18 protein-coding genes are annotated in these 20,782 nt (G+C 72.5%); 10 read left to right on the forward strand and 8 right to left on the reverse strand.

Features of this window, described 5'->3' with window-relative positions:
- Window positions 1-68: 68 nt before the first annotated feature.
- Genes ACFC0G_RS13080 through afsQ1 form a run of 3 tightly spaced genes read right to left on the reverse strand, consistent with a single transcriptional unit; the run spans window position 69 to window position 2,940 of the window.
- On the reverse strand, window positions 69-740 hold the full coding sequence (locus ACFC0G_RS13080; protein ID WP_376401743.1) for a hypothetical protein: 672 nt from the start codon (window positions 738-740) through the stop codon (window positions 69-71).
- On the reverse strand, window positions 737-2,266 hold the full coding sequence (locus ACFC0G_RS13085; RefSeq protein WP_376401746.1) for an ATP-binding protein: 1,530 nt from the start codon (window positions 2,264-2,266) through the stop codon (window positions 737-739). Before ACFC0G_RS13085 ends, ACFC0G_RS13080 begins: the two co-directional genes overlap by 4 nt.
- Window positions 2,263-2,940, reverse strand: a complete 678-nt coding sequence (afsQ1, locus tag ACFC0G_RS13090) for a two-component system response regulator AfsQ1 (RefSeq protein ID WP_017239746.1) — start codon at window positions 2,938-2,940, stop codon at window positions 2,263-2,265. Before afsQ1 ends, ACFC0G_RS13085 begins: the two co-directional genes overlap by 4 nt.
- Before the next feature lie 169 nt (window positions 2,941-3,109).
- Here afsQ1 and ACFC0G_RS13095 point away from each other — a divergent pair, with 169 nt between their 5' ends.
- Window positions 3,110-3,829, forward strand: a complete 720-nt coding sequence (locus tag ACFC0G_RS13095; protein WP_024755347.1) for a SigE family RNA polymerase sigma factor — start codon at window positions 3,110-3,112, stop codon at window positions 3,827-3,829.
- A 182-nt stretch (window positions 3,830-4,011) separates the two neighbouring features.
- Here the strand turns inward: ACFC0G_RS13095 and ACFC0G_RS13100 are convergent, their stop codons facing one another.
- Window positions 4,012-4,707, reverse strand: coding sequence for a uridine kinase (locus tag ACFC0G_RS13100; RefSeq protein ID WP_376401750.1), 696 nt, complete (start codon window positions 4,705-4,707; stop codon window positions 4,012-4,014).
- A 61-nt stretch (window positions 4,708-4,768) separates the two neighbouring features.
- Between ACFC0G_RS13100 and ACFC0G_RS13105 the strand changes: the two genes are divergently transcribed.
- Window positions 4,769-5,167: a hypothetical protein gene (locus ACFC0G_RS13105; protein WP_376401753.1), complete on the forward strand. Its 399-nt coding sequence runs from the start codon at window positions 4,769-4,771 to the stop codon at window positions 5,165-5,167.
- Between the two features lie 15 nt (window positions 5,168-5,182).
- Here ACFC0G_RS13105 and ACFC0G_RS13110 read toward each other — a convergent pair whose 3' ends face one another.
- From ACFC0G_RS13110 to deoC, 4 genes are all read right to left on the reverse strand, one after another.
- Entirely contained in the window at window positions 5,183-6,418 is a 1,236-nt protein-coding gene (locus tag ACFC0G_RS13110) for a TerD family protein (protein ID WP_376401756.1), read from the reverse strand.
- A gap of 110 nt (window positions 6,419-6,528) precedes the next feature.
- Entirely contained in the window at window positions 6,529-7,425 is an 897-nt protein-coding gene (locus ACFC0G_RS13115) for an aldehyde dehydrogenase family protein (RefSeq protein ID WP_376401759.1), read from the reverse strand.
- A complete protein-coding gene (locus tag ACFC0G_RS13120) occupies window positions 7,418-8,854 on the reverse strand; it encodes an aldehyde dehydrogenase family protein (protein ID WP_376401762.1) in 1,437 nt (478 codons plus the stop codon). Before ACFC0G_RS13120 ends, ACFC0G_RS13115 begins: the two co-directional genes overlap by 8 nt.
- Before the next feature lie 14 nt (window positions 8,855-8,868).
- On the reverse strand, window positions 8,869-9,828 hold the full coding sequence (gene deoC / locus ACFC0G_RS13125) for a deoxyribose-phosphate aldolase (protein WP_056641646.1): 960 nt from the start codon (window positions 9,826-9,828) through the stop codon (window positions 8,869-8,871).
- Between the two features lie 253 nt (window positions 9,829-10,081).
- On the opposite strand from deoC, the gene ACFC0G_RS13130 reads away from it, so the two are divergent.
- From ACFC0G_RS13130 to ACFC0G_RS13165, 8 genes are all read left to right on the forward strand, one after another.
- A complete protein-coding gene (locus tag ACFC0G_RS13130; protein ID WP_376401766.1) occupies window positions 10,082-11,593 on the forward strand; it encodes a hypothetical protein in 1,512 nt (503 codons plus the stop codon).
- A 161-nt stretch (window positions 11,594-11,754) separates the two neighbouring features.
- Window positions 11,755-12,399 (forward strand): class F sortase, encoded by a 645-nt coding sequence (locus ACFC0G_RS13135; protein ID WP_376401769.1) that lies wholly within the window; start codon window positions 11,755-11,757, stop codon window positions 12,397-12,399.
- A gap of 34 nt (window positions 12,400-12,433) precedes the next feature.
- Window positions 12,434-13,210: a PH domain-containing protein gene (locus ACFC0G_RS13140; RefSeq protein ID WP_376401772.1), complete on the forward strand. Its 777-nt coding sequence runs from the start codon at window positions 12,434-12,436 to the stop codon at window positions 13,208-13,210.
- A 168-nt stretch (window positions 13,211-13,378) separates the two neighbouring features.
- Window positions 13,379-13,750, forward strand: a complete 372-nt coding sequence (locus ACFC0G_RS13145; RefSeq protein WP_376401775.1) for a DUF1508 domain-containing protein — start codon at window positions 13,379-13,381, stop codon at window positions 13,748-13,750.
- A gap of 78 nt (window positions 13,751-13,828) precedes the next feature.
- On the forward strand, window positions 13,829-14,869 hold the full coding sequence (gene pstC / locus ACFC0G_RS13150) for a phosphate ABC transporter permease subunit PstC (protein ID WP_376401779.1): 1,041 nt from the start codon (window positions 13,829-13,831) through the stop codon (window positions 14,867-14,869).
- A 27-nt stretch (window positions 14,870-14,896) separates the two neighbouring features.
- Window positions 14,897-16,120: a phosphate ABC transporter permease PstA gene (gene pstA, locus ACFC0G_RS13155; RefSeq protein WP_376401782.1), complete on the forward strand. Its 1,224-nt coding sequence runs from the start codon at window positions 14,897-14,899 to the stop codon at window positions 16,118-16,120.
- The gene (gene pstS / locus ACFC0G_RS13160) at window positions 16,117-18,021 is read left to right on the forward strand and encodes a phosphate ABC transporter substrate-binding protein PstS (RefSeq protein ID WP_376401785.1); all 1,905 of its coding nucleotides are present in this window, start codon (window positions 16,117-16,119) and stop codon (window positions 18,019-18,021) included. Before pstA ends, pstS begins: the two co-directional genes overlap by 4 nt.
- Window positions 18,018-20,666 (forward strand): hypothetical protein, encoded by a 2,649-nt coding sequence (locus tag ACFC0G_RS13165; protein ID WP_376401788.1) that lies wholly within the window; start codon window positions 18,018-18,020, stop codon window positions 20,664-20,666. Before pstS ends, ACFC0G_RS13165 begins: the two co-directional genes overlap by 4 nt.
- The last annotated feature ends 116 nt before the right edge of the window (window positions 20,667-20,782 follow it).

Raw genomic sequence — 20,782 nt, forward strand, 5'->3', positions numbered from 1 at the left:
CAAGACGCCCACCGCGGCGGAATCGGTTCCGCCGGGCAGGTCGCGGCCTCGGAGTCACCCGGGTGGGCTCAGCCCGCGGGCGGCGTCCCGGGCGCTGTGACCGTCGCCCCCGCGCGAGGCGCGGTCGTCGGCGGGGTGGACTCCGGGCGTTCCTTCAGCTCGGTCGTGCACCGGTAGCGCTTCGGCGCGTACGGGCCGGGGCCGCCGAGGAGGACCGTGTGGTCGCCCGCGCCCGCCGAGCTCGCCGAGAAGGTGCAGACGATCTGCGAGAGCGCGACCGGCGTCAGGTCCTCCGGCTGCCGGCTCAGCCGCAGCGTGCCCGCCGGGTCGCCCTTGTGCCCGGCGCCGACCACGAGCGGACCGCGCACCGCGGTCGTGAAACCGGCCCGGCGCTCGTCGTCGGAGGGCTCGGCGAGGAGCTGCGCGAGCAGCCCCGTGGCCGTCGCCACCGGATTGCCGCCCGCCTTCTCCTCCGGCAGCGGCGTCCTGCGGTCCACGGCCTCCAGCTGCGAGCCGCACACCAGGAACACCCGGACGGGCACCCCCTGCGCGGCCGTCGCCGAGGAGCTCTCCCCGGTCACGCTGCACGGCACCCGGGACGGGGCCGCGCCCGCGTCCACGGGGACGGACGTGGTCCTGATGCCGCAGCCGGTGACGAGCGCGGTGAGCGCGACCGCCATCAGCGCGCCCGTACGCAGTGTCCGGCCACCGGCCGTGCGGCCGAAGGTGCGGCGCCTCACGCTTCCTCCACCTCGCCCTGGCTGCTGCGGGTCTGCACCTCGCGCGTGATGCCCGACGCGTCCAGGGGCAGCCGCAGCACGAACACCGCGCCGTCCACCGTCCCGTCCTCGCCGACCGAGTTCGCGGCCGTGATCGAACCGCCGTGGATCAGCGCGTTCTCCATGGCGATCGACAGGCCGAGCCCGCTGCCGTCCGACCGCGGCCGGGACGCGCTCGCCTTGTAGAAGCGGTCGAAGACGTGCGGCAGCACTTCCTCGGGGATGCCGGGGCCGTGGTCGCGTACCGCGATGACCAGCTCGTCGTCCTCCGTGCGGACCGAGACCCGGACCGGCGAACCGCCGTGCTTCAGCGCGTTCCCGATGAGGTTCGCCAGGATCACGTCGAGGCGGCGCGGGTCGAGCGGCGCCACGATCCCGCGCTCGGCGTCGAGGTCGACCGCGTCGAGCCAGGCCCGCGCGTCGATGCACGCGGTGATCTGGTCGGCGATGTCCACCTCGTCGAGGACGAGCCGGGCGGTGCCCGCGTCGAAGCGGGTCACCTCCATCAGGTTCTCCACCAGGTTGTTGAGGCGATGGGTCTCGCTCACGACCAGCGCCACCGCCGGGGCGATCATCGGGTCGAGCGAGTCCTGCTCGTCCTCCAGGACCTCGGTGACGGCGGTCAGCGCGGTCAGCGGGGTCCGCAGCTCGTGCGACATGTCGGCCACGAAGCGCCGGCTGGACTCCTCCCGCGCGCTCATGTCCGCGACCTTCTTCTGCAGCGACTCCGCCGCGCTGTTGAACGTCCGGGTCAGATCGGCCAGTTCGTCCGCGCCGGTGACCCGCAGCCGGGTGTCGAGCTTCCCCTCGCCGAGCTGCTTCGCCGCCTCGCCGAGCCGGTGCACCGGGCGCAGCACGGTCGTCGCCGCGACCTGCGCGAGCAGCACGGACCCGGCCACGGCGAGCGCGGTCGCGATCCCCAACGACCAGGCGAGCGAGTTCAGATCGGCCTTCTCGGCCGCCAGCGACTTGAACATGTACCCGGCGGGCCCGCCGCCGTCGATCCGCGTCCCGCCGACCAGGAACGGCGTCCCGTCCCGCTCCGTACGCTGCCAGAACAGGTGGTACGGATACGGGTTGGCCTCCGTCACCGGCCGCTTGGTGTCCACGGCGTCCCGCAGCGGGCGCGGCACGTCGGCGAGCGTGAAGTCGTCCGGGTCGGAGGCGCCGACGATCGGCTTGCCCGCGTCCCGCTCGCCGAGCAGCAGCACCTGGTAGCCGGCGCTGCCGCTCGCCATCTGCTCGGCGGTCCGCCGCAGATCGTCCTGGGTGGGCCGCAGCGGCAGCGTCGCCGCCCGGTTCTGCATCTCCTGCCGGAAGTCGTTGAGCGCCCCGTCCTGGGTACGGGTGAGCACCGCCTCGCGGTTGAGCCAGTACGCGATGCCGGAGGCGGCGACGGCCGCGGTCAGCGCGACCAGGGCGAAGACGACCACGAGCCGCAGCCGCAGGCTGGAGAGCCGCAGCCGCGCGAAGATCCCCTTGCTCACGCAGGAACGTCCAGCCGGTAGCCGACGCCGCGGACGGTGCGGATCAGGGTCGGCGAGGACGGCACGTCCTCCACCTTGGCGCGCAGCCGCTGCACACAGGCGTCGACGAGCCGCGAGTCGCCCAGGTAGTCGTGCTCCCACACGAGCCGCAGCAACTGCTGGCGCGACAGCGCCTGGCCGGGCCGCCGGCTCAGCTCCAGGAGCAGCCGCAGCTCGGTCGGGGTGAGCTGGAGGTCCTCGCCGTTCTTGGTGACGGTCATCGCGGACCGGTCGATGACGAGCGAGCCGTAGGTCGCGGAGTCCGTCGACTCCCGCTCGCCGCGCCGCAGTACGGCCCGGATGCGGGCGTCGAGGACGCGGCCCTGCACCGGCTTCACGACGTAGTCGTCGGCCCCGGACTCCAGGCCCACGACCACGTCGATGTCGTCGCTGCGCGCGGTCAGCAGGATGATCGGCAACTGGTCGGTGCGGCGGATGCGCCGGCAGACCTCGAAACCGTCGATGCCGGGCAGCATGACGTCGAGCACGACCAGGTCCGGCCGCTGCTCGCGCAGCAGCTGGAGGCCGTCCTCACCCGTCGCGGCGGTGGCCACCCGGTGGCCCTGCCGGGACAGGGAGAGTTCGAGGGCCGTGCGGATGGCGTCGTCGTCCTCGATCAGCAGCAGAAAAGGCACGCCGTCATTCTGTCGCATGCGGCCGTCCGAGGACGACCGCTCGCGGACTCGCTTCTGTTCCGTCCCCTGTGACACGGCTGTGACAGTCGGCGGACACCGCCATGAAGTCCGATGGGCAAGCTTCTTGGCACACGGACCGAAACACACTCCAGCCGACGGGGGGCGCACGATGAACGCACTGCACAGCACCACTTCAAGCGCAGTTGTCACGCGTCTCCACGACGTCGTGCGGAGCACCGAGAAGTCCGGCGCGGTGAACGGGCGGGGGTGCGTTCGCAGCGTCGGGCGTCAGCGCAAGGCGCCGTACATGGTGGCCATTGCTGACGGGGGAGCGGCGTACGGGGAGGTCACGGGGGAGCGTTCCTGTTCGGAGGCCGAGTTCACGGCCTACGTCCAGGAGCGTCGTGCCTCCCTGTACGCCACCGCCTACCACCTGACCGGTGACCGTTTCGAGGCCGAAGACCTGCTCCAGAGCGCGCTGTTCTCCACGTACCGCGCCTGGGACCGGATCAGCGACAAGGCCGCGGTCGGCGGTTACCTCCGCCGGACGATGACGAATCTGCACATCAGCGCGTGGCGCCGGCGCAAGCTCAACGAGTACCCGACCGAGGAGCTCCCCGAGACGGTGGGCGAGACGGACGCGATGCGTGGCACGGAGCTGCGCGCGGTGCTGTGGCAGGCGCTGGCCCGGCTGCCCGAGCTCCAGCGGACGATGCTGGTGCTGCGTTACTACGAGGGCCGCACCGATCCGGAGATCGCGGAGATCCTGGACATCAGTGTCGGCACGGTGAAGTCGAGCATCTGGCGCTCGCTGCGGCGACTGCGCGAGGACGAGGTGCTGAGCTTCGGCCGTGACGAGGAGGAGTCCTTCGGCGAGCTGGTGGCCTGAAGGTCGGGGGGAACGACCCACGGGGGCCCACGGGGGAAACGGGGCTTGCGGGGGAGACCGTACGGGGGTACGGGGTACGGGGGAAAAAGCGAAGCGGGTCGTACGAGCTGGGGGGCTCGTACGACCCGCTTCGTGCTGTGCGCGGTGCGCTTCGTGCTGTGCGTGGTGGGGGTGTGCCCTGGTCAGCCGGCTGCCGGGCTGCGGTGGCGGCCCGCCGCCGCGGCGGCGAGACGGCCGAGGGCCTCGTCCTTGGCGCAGGGGTGGGCGCCCAGCTCCGTCTGGCGGGCCACGATCGCCCGCTCGGTGCGCATCAGGCGCCAGCCGCGGCGCAGCAGGAACGGCACGGACTTCCGGCCCTCCTTGAGGTCCCGGGCCAGCCGGCGGCGGAAGGTCGTCGACGGGCGGCCGCGGAGGCAGAGCGCGTCGGCGAGGACGTCGAGCTCACGGCAGCGGGTGACGATCTCGGCCGCGAAGATCCCCTCCGCCACGAAGAGCGGGGTCCGCTCGATGTCGAGCCGCTCGTGGTCCACCCGGGAGCTGGTGGCGATGTCGTACACGGGGACGTCGGTCCGTCCCGTACGGCACAGCTCGACGATGGCGGCGACGGCGGCGTCCGCGTCCCAGGACCGCGGGGAGTCCCAGTCGATGTCCGAACTGCCGTCGACGAGCGGGAGCGTCGGGTCGTCGTGCTCCTTGTAGAAGTCGTCGAGGCGCAGGACCGGGAGGCCGGTGACGGCGGCGAGGGACGACTTGCCCGAGCCGGAAGGGCCGGCGAGCAGGACGACGCGGGTCGGAATCGGTAGGGAACTCACGGGACACCAGTGTGAACCATTCCCCCGTGCGGTGGACCCCCGAGGAAGGCCGTTGGTATCGAGCATCACACCTCAACTACTCTCGGTGCCCGATTGATTACCTCCTGACGGTCTCGGAAGGACTCTCATGGCGCGTCACGCAGAACCCCGGACCCCCCGCCGCAGCGCCCTGCTCAAGGCCGGGCTCACCGTCACGGCGGCGGGTGCCGCGGTACTCGGCGCGGGCGCGGCGGCCCAGGCGGTGGCCCCGGTGCCGCTGCCCGTCGACTCGCTGACCCGGACGGACGCCGCCGCGGCCGGCGCGGGCGCGCTGGGCGGCGTCACCCACGGCCTGGGCCCGCTGACCCGGCTCCAGCTCGACCCGCTGGCCAACACGGGCGTCGACCCGCTCGCCAACGGGCTCGGCACCCAGGTCGCCGACTTCAAGCCGGTGGGCACCAACCTGGTGACCGACCACGTGACGAAGGGCGGGGCGGTCGCCGACCTGCCGGTGGCCGGTCCGCTGACGCAGGGGCTGCTCCCGTAGTCGGGGGCGGGCGGCTCAGCGTCTGGTGCGTCGCAGCCAGGCCGTCGCCGCGCTCGGCTGCTTCAGACGCGCGCGCCAGGGACCGTCCGCCCGCACCAGATGGATGAGGAGCGGCCCCTCGGGCAGCGGCAGGGTCTCCCGGCGCCTGCCGATCTCGTTGACGTGCGGCCCCCTGGCCCTGGGGAGGGTGGTGGGGTCGTCGTGCCCCGCCAGCTCGTAGACGTCGACGATGAAGTTGCTGCTGCCGCGGTAGTGGAAGGCGGCGTCGGCCGTGCCTCCCGTGTGGAGCAGGACGTCCGGGCCCCAGCGCTCCACGGCGTCCTCCGTCAGGCGTTTCGCCGCCGCCAGCGGCAGGATCCGCATCTGCCAGGGGCCGTCGGCCCTGAGCTTCAGCCGCAGCCGCCCGTTCGTGGGGACGAAGGCGAGCAGGCGGCCCCGGAAGTTCTCCTCCGTGCTGTTGACGAGGGTGCGTCCTTCCTTGTTGCGCTCGTCGAGGGGCCACAGGCCGGTGTATCCGTCGCTCTTGACGGAGAGCTCGACCATGAGCGGACCCGGCGGGAGGTCTTCCTCCGTGATCACGTCGTTCCCCGGGCCGGTTCGTACGCGCGCATCGAAGACGGCTCCGAACGTCCAGTCCGGCGGGTACAGCTCCGGCGCGGGCGCAGGCGCAGGTACGGGCGCAGGTACGGGCACGGGCGCCACCGTCGTGGGCGGCGCGAAGGCCGGGGCCTCCGGGGCCGGGGCCTCCTGGGACTCCTCCGCCACGTCCACGCCGTGGTCCGCCGCCAGGCCGACGAGGCCGTCCAGGTAGCCCTGGCCCACCGCGCGGAACTTCCAGCCTCCCGCCCGCCGGTACAGCTCCGCGAGGACCATCGCCGTCTCGCCGCCGGCGTCGGTCACCTCGTACCGCGCGACCGCCGTGCCGTCCGGTGCGAAGGCCTCCACGGAAAGACCGGCCACGTCCCGCAGCGCGCCGTCCTCCGTCGACGCGACGACGAGGACGCGGGTGATCTCCTCCTCGACCGCCGTGAAGTCGGTCTCCAGCCACACCGTGCCGTCCTCGCCGTCGGTCAGCCGTACCGCGCCCGACGGATGGACCGGTGCGCCGTGGAACACGATGTCCGCGTCCCCCCGGACCCTGCCCCGCTCGGTCAGCAGCAGCGCCGCGACGTCGACCCCGTTCCGTACGGCGACGCGCAGCGGCACCGTCGGGACGAAGGCGTTGTCCCCCTTGATCAATACCCGCATCATGACCGGATCTTGCGCTTGGGGGGACCCGTGGGGCAAGACCCGCGAGAAGCGGCGGGAACGCGCAACGGCCCCCCGGGTGCGTACACCTGGGGGGCCGTCGTCGCGTGGCTCTAGTACGAGGAGCCCGAGGCTCCCAGGGAGCCCGTGGGGTGCCAGACCGTCTTCGTCTCCAGGAAGGCGGTCATGCGGTCCGTGCCCGGGGACTCCGCGAAGTCCTCCGCGCGCGGGCGCAGGACGCGCTTGAGGTTGTCCGCCGCCGCGATCTCCAGGTCGCGGGCCAGGTCGCCCTCGGTCGCGCCCGTCAGGTCGATCGCGTTGACGTCCTGGTGGGCCGCGAGGTGCGGGCCCATCTCGGAGGCCTTGCCGGAGAGGATGTTGACCACGCCGCCCGGGAGGTCGGAGGTGGCGAGCACCTCGCCCAGGGAGAGCGCCGGGAGCGGGGACCTCTCGGACGCGATCACCACGGCCGTGTTGCCCGTGGCGATCACCGGGGCGATCACCGAGACCAGGCCCAGGAAGGACGAGTCCTGGGGGGCGACGACGGTGACGACGCCCGTGGGCTCCGGGGAGGAGAGGTTGAAGTACGGCCCCGCCACCGGGTTCGCGCCGCCCACGACCTGGGCGATCTTGTCGGTCCAGCCCGCGTACCAGACCCAGCGGTCGATGGCCGCGTCGACGACCGCGGCCGCCTTCGACTTCGACAGGCCCTCCGCGTCCGCGACCTCACGGACGAACTGCTCCCGGCGGCCCTCCAGCATCTCGGCGACGCGGTAGAGGATCTGGCCGCGGTTGTACGCGGTCGCGCCGGCCCAGCCGCCGAAGGCCTTGCGGGCGGCGACGACCGCGTCACGGGCGTCCTTGCGGGAGGAGAGCGGCACGTTCGCCAGCCACTTGCCCTTCGAGTCCGTCACCTCGTACACCCGGCCGCTCTCGGAGCGGGGGAACTTGCCCCCGACGTACAGCTTGTAGGTCTTGAAGACGTTCAGACGGGTCTGCTGCTCAGACATCGAGGTAGGCCTCCAGACCGTGACGGCCGCCTTCGCGGCCGAAGCCCGACTCCTTGTATCCGCCGAAGGGCGAGGTCGGGTCGAACTTGTTGAACGTGTTGGCCCAGACGACACCGGCGCGGAGCTTGGACGCGACCGCCAGGATGCGGGAGCCCTTCTCCGTCCAGATGCCGGCGGACAGGCCGTACTGGCTGTTGTTGGCCTTCGCCACGGCCTCGTCCGGCGTACGGAACGTCAGCACCGACAGGACCGGGCCGAAGATCTCGTCGCGGGCCACCGTGTGCGCCTGCGTGACGCCCGTGAAGAGCGTCGGGGCGAACCAGTAACCGGCCGACGGGAGCTCGCACGGGGCGGTCCAGCGCTCGGCGCCCTCCGCCTCGCCCCGCTCCACGAGGGAGGTGATGCGGGCCAGCTGCTCGGAGGAGTTGATGGCGCCGATGTCGGTGTTCTTGTCCAGCGGGTCGCCGAGGCGGAGCGTGGACAGGCGGCGCTTCAGGCTGTCGAGCAGCTCGTCCTGGATCGACTCCTGGACCAGCAGGCGCGAGCCCGCGCAGCAGACCTGGCCCTGGTTGAAGAAGATGCCCGTGACGATGCCCTCGACGGCCTGGTCGATGGGGGCGTCGTCGAAGACGATGTTGGCGCCCTTGCCGCCCAGTTCGAGGGTGACCTTCTTGTGCGTACCGGCGATGGAGCGCGCGATCGACTTGCCGACCGCCGTCGAACCGGTGAACGCGACCTTGTTGACGTCCGGGTGCTCGACCAGCGCGGCGCCCGTGTCCCCGTAACCGGGAAGGATGTTGACGACGCCCTTCGGCAGCCCGGCCTGGCGGCAGATGTCCGCGAAGAACAGGGCGGAGAGCGGGGTCGTCTCGGCCGGCTTCAGGACGACGGTGTTGCCCGTCGCGAGCGCCGGGGCGATCTTCCACGCCAGCATGAGCAGCGGGAAGTTCCACGGGATGACCTGGCCGGCCACGCCCAGCGGGCGCGGGTTCGCGCCGTAGCCCGCGTGGTCGAGCTTGTCGGCCCAGCCCGCGTAGTAGAAGAAGTGCGCGGCGACCAGGGGGAGGTCCGCGTCGCGGGTCTCCTTGATCGGCTTGCCGTTGTCCAGGGTCTCCAGGACGGCCAGCTCGCGGCTGCGCTCCTGGATGATCCGGGCGATCCGGAAGAGGTACTTCGCGCGCTCGGAGCCGGGCAGCGCCGACCACTTCTCGAAGGCCTTCCGTGCCGCCTTCACCGCGCGGTCGACGTCCTCGGAGCCCGCCTGGGCGACCTCGGACAGGACCTCCTCGGAGGAGGGGGAGACGGTCTTGAAGACCTTGCCGTCGGCCGCCTCGACGAACTCGCCGTCGATGAACAGGCCGTAGGAGGGGGCGATGTCGACGACGGACCGGGACTCGGGTGCCGGGGCGTATTCGAATGCAGATGCCATGTTGACCATGTTGATCAGTCCACCGTCACGTAATCGGGGCCGGAGTAGCGGCCGGTAGCCAGCTTCTGGCGCTGCATCAGCAGGTCGTTGAGCAGGCTGGAGGCGCCGAAGCGGAACCAGTGGTTGTCCAGCCAGTCCTCACCGACGGTCTCGTTGACGAGGACGAGGAACTTGATCGCTTCCTTGGTGTTGCGGATGCCGCCGGCCGGCTTCACACCGATCTGCACACCGGTCTGCGCGCGGAAGTCGCGCACGGCCTCCAGCATGAGCAGGGTGTTGGCGGGGGTGGCGTTGACCGCGACCTTGCCGGTCGAGGTCTTGATGAAGTCCGCGCCGGCCATCATGCCGAGCCAGGAGGCGCGGCGGATGTTGTCGTACGTGGACAGCTCGCCGGTCTCGAAGATCACCTTGAGGCGGGCGCGGTCGCCGCACTCCGCCTTGATCGCGGCGATCTGCTCGTAGACCTTCAGGTAGTGGCCGGAGAGGAACGCGCCACGGTCGATGACCATGTCGATCTCGTCGGCGCCCGCGGCGATGGCGTCGGCCGTGTCGGCGAGCTTCACGGGAAGCGCGGCGCGCCCGGCCGGGAAGGCGGTGGCGACCGAGGCGACCTTGACGCCGGAGCCGGCGACGGCGGCCTTGGCGGTGGCCACCATGTCGGGATAGACGCAGACGGCGGCGGTCGTCGGGGTCGTACGGTCGGTCGGATCGGGGTTGACGGCCTTGGCGGCGAGCGCCCGGACCTTGCCCGGGGTGTCCGCGCCTTCGAGCGTCGTCAGGTCGATCATGGAAATGGCCAGGTCGATGGCGTAGGCCTTGGCCGTGGTCTTGATCGAGCGGGTCCCGAGGGACGCGGCGCGCGCCTCCAGGCCTACGGCGTCGACGCCGGGCAGCCCGTGGAGGAAGCGGCGCAGCGCACTGTCGGACGCGGTCACGTCGGCGAAAGCGGAAGCTGCGGATGCAGTGGTGGGCATGGTCACCAGTCGAGCATATCTACGCGCGTAGCGACCTGTACAGGGGACGCCCTTCACGGAGCCCGAGGTCACAGGGGGTCCGACGGCGTGGTGACGCCTGTCACACGGCCGTGACGTGGAGTGGACGAGTCCTGAATACAAGATCAATAGATTTTTGACAGCAGCCAGCCAGACCTCACCGGACACAGTCGGACCGAGAAAAAGCGGCATGCGGCTCTCCCATCGACCACGTACCCGAATCACAGGAGTCGTTATGCGCACCGCCCTTCGCACCGCCATCGCCACCGCTCTCGTCGCGGGTGTCGCGATCACCGCCCCGGCCCTCGCGGCGGGTGCCGCTTTCGCCGCCGGTACGGCCCCGGCCCCGGCGCCGAAGGCCGCCGCGACCGCGACCGCCGCCACGCCCGCCGCCTCGGCGGACGCCCCGGTCCGCACCGTCCGGCTCGCCGGTGGGCTGTCGGCCAAGGTGTACGCGAAGGGCGACCAGCACCCGTACTTCACCGCCACCGTCGTGCGGGACGGCACCGTGCTCGGTGAGCTGAAGGCGGGCGGCGGCTACGCCCAGAAGGACACCAAGATCTTCGTCGGGTACGCGGTGACCCTGGACTTCGAGGGCAAGGTGACCGCCGTCGCCACCCCGCAGGGCACCCTCGTCCGTACCCAGACGCTCCTCGGCGGCACCGTCGCCAAGATCTACAAGGTCACGGTGCAGAACTACCGTGCCGAGCTTTTCCGCGAGGGTCACCCGGTCGGCGTCCTGGAGGCGGTCACCCGCTCCGTCGCCGGTCAGGACAACGGCGAGTTCTTCGTCCTCAACCCGGACGGCACCACCTACAACTGGGTCGGCAACATCGCGCCCGGCACCCCCGGCATCTACCGCCTCGTCGACGGCACCGTCCTGCAGCTCGGCAAGAAGGACGGTTCCTTCGGGCTCCAGCGCATCGACCCCGCCACCGACAAGGGCAGCGGCTACGTCTACGTGCACAGCGGCCGCAAGGTCTCCTTCTTCGGCAAGGCCGTCGTCGTCCTGGAGCAGGACGGCCAGTTCGCCGCCTACGTCCCCGGCGCGGCGAAGCAGGCCGCTCCGCAGCCGTACGGGATGGGCGGCGGCGGCCAGGGCGAGTCCACCCCGGTCGTCACCAAGCTCGGCCCCTGCACGGTCAGCACGACCGTCGGCATCGGCGCGGGCACCGCGGCCGAGCTGTTCATGACCCGGCAGGGCCCGGTGGCCGAGTTCTCCGCCGCCGGTGAGGACCGGGTCTTCGCGATGGTCGACCGGGCGCACCCCTCGCTCCCGAAGAGCGTCGGCATCACCGCGCGGATCGTCGCCCCGAACAGCGCCACGCCGTCGCTCTACACCAAGGTCGAGGGCGGCCCCGGGGTCAAGGGCGCCACCCACGCCTTCCCGGAGCTGCCGAAGGGCTGCACGCTGGAGACGGCCCCGGGCAACACGGCGAACGGCACCACCGGCACCACCGGCACCACCGGCACCACCGGCACCACCGGCACCACCGGCACCACCGGCACCACCGGCACCACCGGCACCACCGGTACCGGCAGCTCCGGCAAGGGCATCACCACCCACGCGGGGCAGACCTCCGTCATCCCGCAGGGCGGAGTCGCCGCCGGTGCCGAACTCGGCACCGAGCTCGGCTCCGAGGACGGCAGCACCACCCTGCTCGCCACCGGTGCCGGGGCCTCGCTCGCCGCCGCCGGCCTGGGTTTCGTCGTCCTGCGCCGCCGGACCGCCGCCTCCCGCGCCTGACCCGTCCGATCCCTGCCCCTTGACCCGAGCGGGAGCACACCCCATACCCCACCCCCGGCCGGTCGCCGCGTCCCGCGCGGCGGCCGGCCGGACCCCTTCGCCGTCTGCCCGTCTGCCCGTCTGCCCGTCTGCCCGTCTGCCCGTCTGCCCGGAGCCCGCCCGTGAGCCGCCGCCCTCGCCGTGTCCGTACCGCCCCTCTCCTCCTCGTGGCCGTCCTCGCCGCCCTCACCGGCTGCTCGGCCGGGACCACGCCGCCCACCACCCCGCCCGCGGGGGTCTCCGAGGCCACGGCCGCCCCCGCGCCCACCGCGGGCGCCGCGTCCGTCCGGGCGCTCGGCCGGTCCCTGCCCGTCCGGGTCCGGCTCCCCGCCGCCGGGGTCGACACCGGCGCCACCGGTCCCGTCCTGGAGCTGGGGCTCGCCGCCGACGGCACCGTCGAGGTGCCCTCGGTCGAGGACGCCGACCGCATCGGCTGGTACGGCAAGGGCGTCACGCCCGGCGAGACCGGCCCCGCCGTCCTCATCGGCCACTTCGACACCGCCCGCGGCCCGGCCGTCCTGAAAGACGTCTCGCGGGTCCGGGTGGGCGACGAGATCGCCGTGACCAGGGCGGACGGCAAGGTCGCCGTCTTCCGCGTAAGGGAGCTGGAGCAGGTCGACAAGGACGCGTTCCCGACGGCCAAGGTGTACGGCGACACCACGCGCCCCGAGTTGCGCGTCGTCACCTGCGGTGGGGAGCTCGTCGACGGCCACCGCCCCGACAACATCATTCTGTACGCGGATCTCGTGGCCACGCGGGCCGCCTGAGCCGTCACCGGCCCGCTGAGGCAGAATCGGCGGCATGACGACCCCGGAGCCGACCCCCGAGCCGACCCCCGAGCCGACCCCTGCGTCGAGCTCCGAGCCGACCCCCGAGTCGACCCCTCAGCCGACCCCTCAGCCGACCCCTGAGTCGACCCCTCGGCCGACGCCCGAGCCGACGCCCGAGTCGACGCCCAAGGCTGTCGAGCCGCAGTACGCCGACCGTGTCTTCCGCTCGCCCCTCGGCATCGCGAGCGGCGTGTTCCTGCTGGTCCTCGCGGTCCTCTTCGGCGGCGACGCGCTGATCCGCGGCGAGGGCCGGACTCCCTGGGTCGCGCTCGCGGGGCTCGTCCTCGCCCTCCCGCTGATCGTCGCCTTCACCATCCGGCCCGCCGTGTACGCCAACGACCAGCGGCTCCGGATCCGCAACCCGTTCCGGTCGATCACGCTGCCCTGGGCCTCGGTCGCCGACGTCCGCGCCGGCTACTCCAGCGAGGTCTTCACCCAGGAGGGCGCGAAGTACCAGCTGTGGGCCGTCCCCGTCTCGCTGCGGCAGCGGAAGAGGGCCGCACGGAAGGCCGCCCGCGCCTCGCAGGACGATCCCCACGGCCGTACCTCCGTCACCGCCGACGTGCGGGACGCCTCCTCCCGGACCGCGCCCACCGACCAGACCGTCGCCGATCTGCGGGACCTCGCCGAGCTCCACGTCGGGGACCCGGGCGCGCAGGGCGAGCCGCAGGTGCGCTGGGCGTACGAGATCGTCGGCCCCGCCATCGCCGGGTTCCTGCTCCTCGTCATCCTCCTCGCGACGGGCTGACGCGCCCCGGCTCCGTCCCTTCCCTCCTCCGTCCCTTCCCCCCTCCGTCCCGGCCGGTGTCCAAGGGGCAACGGTCCGGTGAAGCGTGCCACCGGCAATTGGTTTAGCACCCAACTTTCACCCCCGTCTCAATAGATTGCGCTTGCCGAGACTGTGGGGGTGGGGGCGATGACCAAGGACACCGGTGTGTCCACGACGCGCTGTCTGGTCGATCTGGGGACCGACGGGCGGTACGGGTGGCGGCTCGTCGCCCAGAACGGGAGGGTCGTCGCGCGGTCGGGGGGCTGCTACGACGACCACGACGGGTGCAGGGACGCCTTCCTCGCCCTGTGCGCCGGACACGCCGCCATGGCCGGCGGCGTCCAGCACACCGCCGGAGGCAACGGCTGGGTGTGGCTGCTCCGCGACGCCGAGGGCCGGACCGCCGCCCTCTCCGGGCGCTCCTACGAGCGGCACTCCACCTGCCGTACCGCCTACCAGCGGTTCCGGGCCCTGCTCGCCGCCGAAGGTCAGAGATGGACGGCAACGGCCTTATGGTGAACGGAAGTTGCCCCGCGCACGCCCCTCGTTCACGTCGCGTGGCGCACGCGTCCACCGGGCCGGACTTACGTCCTTCCCGTGACGACCGAGACCCTTGACCCGCTGCCCGGACCGCCGTCCGGCACACCGGCGGACCCGCCGCCCGACACGCCGCGCCGGCTCCACGCCGACCCCGGCCTTCCCGACCGGGTCTTCCGCGCCGTCGCCCGCACCGGCGGCGGCCTCGTCCTCGCGGTCATGCTCCTCGTCGGCGGCTTCCTGCTGCTCCGCGCCTGGCAGGCCCTCGACCGCGCCGGACCCTCGTTCCTCACCACGGAGAGCTGGGAACCGGACGCCGGACGCTTCGGGATCGCCGCCGTCCTCCTCGGCACCGTCCTCATCGCGCTCGTCGCGATCGTCGTCGCCGTCCCGCTCGCCACCGGGGCCGCGCTCTACATCTCCGAGTACGCCGCGCCCCGGCTGCGCCGCACGCTCGTCTCCACCGTCGACCTCATGGCCGCCGTGCCCTCCGTCGTCTACGGCCTGTGGGGCGTCTTCTGGCTGGAGGAATCGATCCTCCCGATCGCCCGCTGGATCTCCGCCTACCTGGGCTGGATCCCGTTCCTCCGGGTCGACGGCGCCGACCCGGACGACCCGCTCGCCCCGCCCACCGTCTACACCTCGTCCACCTTCGTCGCCGGTCTCGTCGTCGCGATGATGGTCGCGCCGATCATCTGCTCGATCATGCGCGAGGTCTTCTCGCAGGCACCGGCCGGCGAACGCGAGGGCGCCTACGCGCTCGGCGCCACCCGCTGGGGCATGATCCGCAGCGTCGTCCTGCCCTTCGGCAGGGGCGGCATGATCGGCGGCACCATGCTCGGCCTCGGCCGCGCCCTCGGCGAGACCATCGCCGTCTACATGGTCATCTCGCAGGTCTTCACCATCCAGTGGCACGTCCTGCAGACCGGCACCAGCTCGGTGTCCTCCCTCATCGCCCTGCGCTACGGCGAGGCCACCCCCTTCGGCATGTCCGCGCTCATGGCCGCCGGCTTCGCGCTCTTCGTCATGACCCTGATCGTCAACTTCGCCGCCTCGTCCATCGTCGCCCGCAGCCGCTCCGGCGCCACCAGCGATGCCTAGGACCACGCCCAAGGGGGACCCGAACCCATGACCATCGCCCCCGAGCGGCCCGGGGTGAGCCCGCCCGCCGCGCCGCCCCCGCCCTCGCCCGCCTCCTCTCCCGGACCCGAGCGGCGGCGCAGTACCGGCAGCCTGCGCTCCACCGACGTGTACGCCGTACTCGGCGCCGCGGCCGCCTCGCTCGCCCTCACCTGGCTGCTCTTCGCCCGCCTGCTGCCCTTCAGCGGCGCCGTCGGCTTCGTCCTCGTCGCGTACGCCCTCTTCCTCGGGCTCTACGCGCTCCTCGTCTCCTTCGACGAGGACGGGCCCGCCGTCCGCGACCGGATCGCCGGGGTCGTCGTCCGCAGCCTGGGGCTCGTGCTGCTCGCCGTGCTCGTCTTCGTCGTCGCCTTCACCCTGTGGGAGGGCCGCAGGGCCCTCGTCCACCTCAACTTCTTCACCGAGGACATGAGCCTCGCCGGCCCCCTCGAACCGCTCGACGTCGGCGGCATCCTGCACGCCGTCGTCGGCACCCTCGAACAGGTCGGCATCGCGCTCGCGCTCACCGTGCCCTCCGGGATCGTCTGCGCGGTCTTCCTCAACGAGGTCCCCGGCCCCTTCGCCCGGCTGGTCCGCACGATCGTCGAGGCCATGACGGCGCTGCCGTCGATCGTCGCCGGCCTCTTCATCTACGCGACCGTCATCCTGGCCCTCGGCACCGAGCGGTCCGGCTTCGCCGCCTCGCTCGCCCTCTCCGTGATGATGCTCCCGATCATCATCCGCGCCGCCGACGTCGTCATCCGGCTCGTCCCCGGCACGCTGCGGGAGGCCTCGTACGCCATGGGGTCCTCGCGCTGGCGCACGGTCTGGCACGTCGTCCTGCCGACCGCCCGCTCCGGTCTGACCACCGCAGTCATCCTCGGCACCGCGCGCGGGGTGGGGGAGACCTCGCCGGTGCTGCTGACCGCCGGCTTCACCGCCGAGCTGAACGCGCTGCCGACCTCCGGCGCCCAGGTCTCCCTGCCGCTCGCCACCTTCGAGCTCGTCAAGTCACCCGAACCGAACATGATCGCCCGCGGTTTCGGCACCGCCGCCGTCCTCATGCTGCTCGTCCTGCTGCTCTTCGTCCTCGCCCGGATCGCGGGCGGCCGCGGCCCGGGGCAGCTGACGAAGCGCCAGGAGCGGCGCCGGGCCGAGGCGTCCCGGAAGGACGCGGCCCGGCAGGCCGCCGCGCGTCCGGAGCGATCCGTACCTTCCAGGAGTACGCCGTGAGACCCGTCCCCGTCACCCGCAGTCTCCTGGGCCTCGGCGCCGCCCTGTGCGCGCTGCTCGCCCTCCTCGTCCACCCGCCCGCCGCCCAGGCCGCCGGATTCACCAAGATCACCGGCTCCGGCTCGACCTGGAGCTCCAACGCCGTCGAGCAGTGGCGCCGCAACATCGGCGCCAACATCGGCCTGACCGTCAACTTCAACGCCAACGGCTCCTCACAGGGCCGCGAGCAGTTCAAGAACGGCACCGTCGACTTCGCCGTCTCCGAGATCCCGTACGGCCTCAAGGACGGCAACGCCACCGACGTGCCGCCGGGCCGCGGCTACGCGTACATGCCGATCGTCGCGGGCGGCACCGCCTTCATGTACAACCTCCGCATCGGCGGCCGGCAGGTCACCAACCTGCGGCTCTCCGGCCCCGTCCTGGCCCGTATGTTCACCGGGCAGCTGACCATGTGGAACGCGCCCGAGATCAAGGCCGACAACCCCGGCCTCACCCTCCCGGCCCGGCGCATCGTCCCCGTCGTGCGCTCCGACGGCTCGGGCACGACCGCCCAGTTCACGACCTGGCTCGCCAAGGAGCACGGCGGCGTCTGGGACGACTACTGCCGGCGCGCGGGCCGCCAGACGCCCTGCGGCATGACCTCGTACTTCCCCGTCGCGCCCGGTGCCACGGCCGTCGCCAAGTCCGGTTCGCTCGGCGTCTCCGCGCACGTCCGCCAGCCGCAGGGCGAGGGCGCCATCACCTACGTCGAGTACTCGTACGCCGTGAACGCCCACTTCCCGGTCGCCAAGATCCTCAACTCCGCCGGGTACTACGTCGAGCCGACCGCCTCCAGTGTCGCCGTGGCCCTGCTCGACGCCCGCATCAACGAGAACAAGTCCTCGACCGACTACCTGACCCAGATCCTCGACGGCGTCTACCGGTCGAGGGACTCGCGCAGTTACCCGCTCTCCAGCTACAGCTACATGGTCGTCCCCACCACCGAGACCGCCCCGCACACCAGGGACAAGGGCCGCTCGCTCGGCACCTTCGCCCGCTACTTCCTCTGCGAGGGCCAGCAGCAGGCCGAGGAGCTCGGCTACTCGCCGCTGCCCAGGAACCTCGTCCAGGCCGGCTTCGAACAGGTCCGCCGGATACCCGGGGCGCCCACGGGCGCCGTCGACCTCTCCGACTGCCGCAACCCCACCTTCTCGGCGGACGGCACCAACACCCTCGCCAAGAACGCCCCGAGGCCGAAGGAGTGCGACAAGCGCGGGACGACGCAGTGCGCCGACGGCACGGGCGGCGCGCGCGGCACGGCCACCCCGGTGAACAACGGCGGTTCGGGAGGGAACGGAAGCGGGAGCGGGAGCGGAGGGGCGAGCGGGAACGGGACGGGCGGGTCCGGGTCCGGGTCGGGGTCCGGCTCCGGTTCTTCGACCGGCGGTACGGGCTCGGGCTCCGGTTCCTCGACCGGCGGGGGCGGCACGGGCTCCGGCACCGGCTCCACCGGCGGCAGCGGTACGGCCTCGGGCTCGGGCGCCTCGACCGGCGGCGGTACGGGCTCGGGCCCGGGCTCCGCCACCGGCGGCAGCGGTACGGGCGCGGGCGGCGGGTCCTCGACCGGCGGGGGCGCCACGGGCGGGACCGGCGGCGCGGCCGTCGACCCCGACACCGGCGAGCTCCTCGCCGGTGGCTCCGACGGAGGCGCCACGGGCGGCGGCGGCACCGGCACCGGACAGGACTCCGGCGGCGGCATGATCGTCGGCACCCCCGTCACCCTCGCCGCCGACACGGGCGCCGGACTGCGCGGCCTGCTCATGGCCCTGTCCGCCGTCCTGCTGCTCGCCACGGTCGTCGCACCCCCGCTCGTCGCCCGCGCCCTCGCGGCCCGCGCCCGGCGCGAAGGCGGCACCCGATGAGGCCCGTACAGCGCCGGAGGTCCGGCACCCGACGCCGTACCGCGGGGCTCGGCGCGCTGCTCGCCGCCGTCGTGCTCGCCCTGGTCCCGCTGCCCCGGGACACCGTCGCGGTCGCCGCCGACGCGGAGAGCTCGGCGGTGACCAAGCGCGGCACGAAGGGCCCGTACGACGACTTCTCCGGCCTGGAGGTGACCGTCCACCAGACGAGGAACCTGCGCGCGCAGGGCCTGAAGGTCACGTGGAGGGGCGGGAAGCCGACCCGGGGACGCAACGGCGACTACCTCCAGATCATGCAGTGCTGGGGGGACGACCCGGCCGGGCCGAAGCGGGAACAGTGCCAGTTCGGCGCCGGCGTCAGCGGCTCCGACTTCGGCGCCTTCATCGGCCGCCGGCTGATCCCCGTCGGCAGCGACCCGCTGGAGAAGCAGTACGACAAGCAGATCCCCTACCCGGACGCTCCCGGGCAGATGACCGACCCGTTCGTCCCCTTCACCCCGGTCTCCGGCCCGCCGACGACCAAGGTCACCGACTGGACCTACTTCAGTCCCGGCGACACCAACGAGGAGTACTTCGCCGCCACCCAGCCCGACGGCACGGGCGAGGCGGCCGTCAACCTCCAGTCGACCCGGGAGGCCCCCCACCTCGGCTGCGGCGACCCGATCGGCACGGGCGGGAACGTGCGCGGCAGGAACTGCTGGCTCGTCGTCGTCCCGCGCGGCTCCCACGAGCCGGACGGCTCGACCGGCAACAACCAGCGCCTGCACAGCTCGCCGTTCTCCACCACCAACTGGAACCAGCGGATGGTCTTCCCGCTCGACTTCCTGCCGGTCCGCGAGGCGTGCCCCGCCGACAAGGCCGAACGCCGCATGACCGGTTCCGAACTCGTCACGGACGCCCTCACCTCCTGGCAGGCGGCGCTCTGCGCGGACGGCGCCACCCGCTTCACCTTCACCCAGCGCGGCGAGGACCTGGCCCGGGGCAACCTGCTCAACCCGACCTCCACCTCGCCCGGCCTCGCCTTCACCGTCGAGCCGGTGGACGGCGGGGAGAAGGCGGGATTCGTCCACGCGCCGGTCGCCGTCAACGCGCTCGCGGTGGGCCTCTACTGGGAGGCGGACAAGATCGGCCGCGTCAAGGACCTGAAGCTCAGCGCCCGGCTCCTGGCCAAGCTGCTCACGTACTCCTATCCGTACGACGTCAGGGCCCTCAGCTACACCGCGCCGGCGCCCGACCACCTGAAGGACAACCCGCAGTCCATCGTCCGGGACCCGGAGTTCCTGAAGCTCAATCCGGAATTCGAGAACTCCTTGCAGGCGCCCCAGAAATACCCCGGCGGAATTCTGCTCTCCGCCGAGCGCTCGGACACCACGAGGGTCGTCTGGAGCTATCTCCGAAGCAATGCGGAAGCGCGCGCCTTCCTCGAAGGGAAGCCGGACCCCTGGGGCATGCGGATCAACCCCTACTTCAAGGACCTGGGGCTCGCCACGGCCGGGTCCGACGAATTCCCGAAGGCCGATCCCACGGAGACGGAGCTCTCGCTGGGCGAGAAGCGCATCACGTACGGCGTGACCGAGCGCTCCCCCTACGCGATCGACCTGCACGACGCAGCCCGCTGGGTCCGGCGCGGCACCAACAACGCGAAGGACCAGGTGGCCGAGGACTCGGCGACCAGCGGGCCGAAGCTCGTCGGCGTCGACGTCCTCCCCGGCGACCGGCGGGCCTACGGCATCACCGACGCGGCATCGGCGTCCCGCTACCAGCTCCAGATCGCCGCCCTGCCCGACGCCGACGGCACGTACGTCCGGCCCACGACCGCGTCCATGCTCAAGGCCGTCGAACAGTTCAAGGACTCGGCGGTGCCGGGCGTCCTCGCCCCGGACCCGGCGCGCGCCGCGCACGGCGCCTACCCGCTGACGATGGTGACCTACGCGGCCGCTTCCACGAAGCTCCCGGCCGACGCCCGCAAGGACTACGCGCGCGTGCTGCGGTACGCGGCGGGAGCGGGGCAGAAACAAGGCACCGCCCCCGGTGAGCTGCCCCTCGGGTACGCGCCGCTGCCCGCGAAGCTGAAGCTCCAGGCGGAGGCCGCGGCCGGCCGTCTGGAGCGCGGGGTCCCGGCGGGCCCGGGCACCACGGCGGGAGGTACGGGCTCCGGATCCGCCTCGGGTTCCGGTTCGGGATCCGGTTCCGGCTCCGACGGTGGAACGGACTCGGGCTCCGCCGGTACGGGCTCGTCGGGCTCGGCATCCGGCTCCGGCGCGGGCTCGGGCTCTGGCGGTACGACGGGCTCCTCCGGCTCGGACACCGGATCCGGCTCGGGTGCGGGCGGCGGGAGCGCGAGCGGCGGCGGTACGGGCGGCGGCGCGGGAGCGCCTACGACCGCCACCGACCCGCCGTCCTCCGCGCCGCCGCCGGCGTCCGGTGGGGGCGGGAACGGCTCCGGAGGCGCGCCGGGGGAGAAGCTCGCCGACACCGGCAGCACCCCCTCCCAGGTCCTCGGCGTCATCCGCTGGGTCCTCCTCGCGGTCCTCCTCGCCGGCGGAATCGCCGGCCTCGCGGGACCGGCCGTCCTCGCATTCGCAGGCCGCCGCCGAATTCCCTTGGATTCACCTAGGACAGGAATTCGTCACCTGAAGAGCGACTGAACGTGGTGGTTCCCGGAACCGCCCGTACGGAATTGTTGTTCCCGGCCGGTCGACGGGTCGGTCGGAAAAACAATCCGGATTTTCTTGTGCGTCCATTCCATGACATCCGTTTCCAC

It is taken from the genome of Streptomyces sp. NPDC056169, from assembly GCF_042268445.1.
Taxonomy (GTDB): Bacteria; Actinomycetota; Actinomycetes; order Streptomycetales; family Streptomycetaceae; genus Streptomyces.